Origin of the sequence: Candidatus Skiveiella danica, from assembly GCF_022705245.1 — a bacterium.
In the GTDB taxonomy this organism is placed as follows: Bacteria; Pseudomonadota; Gammaproteobacteria; order Burkholderiales; family Burkholderiaceae_C; genus Skiveiella; species Skiveiella danica.
The window spans coordinates 1-241 of the sequence record NZ_JAKJEW010000188.1 but is presented as its reverse complement, the minus strand read 5'-3'; the positions used below and the strand labels follow the sequence as shown (position 1 = coordinate 241).

Annotated in this window: 1 protein-coding gene; it reads right to left on the bottom strand. The window is 62.2% G+C overall.

The window, feature by feature from the left end:
• On the bottom strand, positions 1-241 hold a 241-nt coding region (locus tag ACMUOY_RS20910), incomplete at both ends, for a hypothetical protein (protein WP_413894620.1).

Here is a 241-nt window from a genome sequence, read left to right as displayed (position 1 = left end):
CTGGCGGCCTTAACGATCTCCGCGGCGCACTCGCCATCCAGGCGGTTGATGGCGATCAGCCTGTCCGTCACGGCCTTGCTGCTGTCGGCATAGCGCTGCGCCAGGTCTTGCAATGCCAACTCGAACGGGGTCATGCTCTTGGGCTTTCCCCAGGGAATGGATTTGCGCAAGGAGACCCAGACGTCCTTGATCCCATCGAACCACCCGGCCTCAAGCTCGACTTTGTCACCCGCCAGGTGCA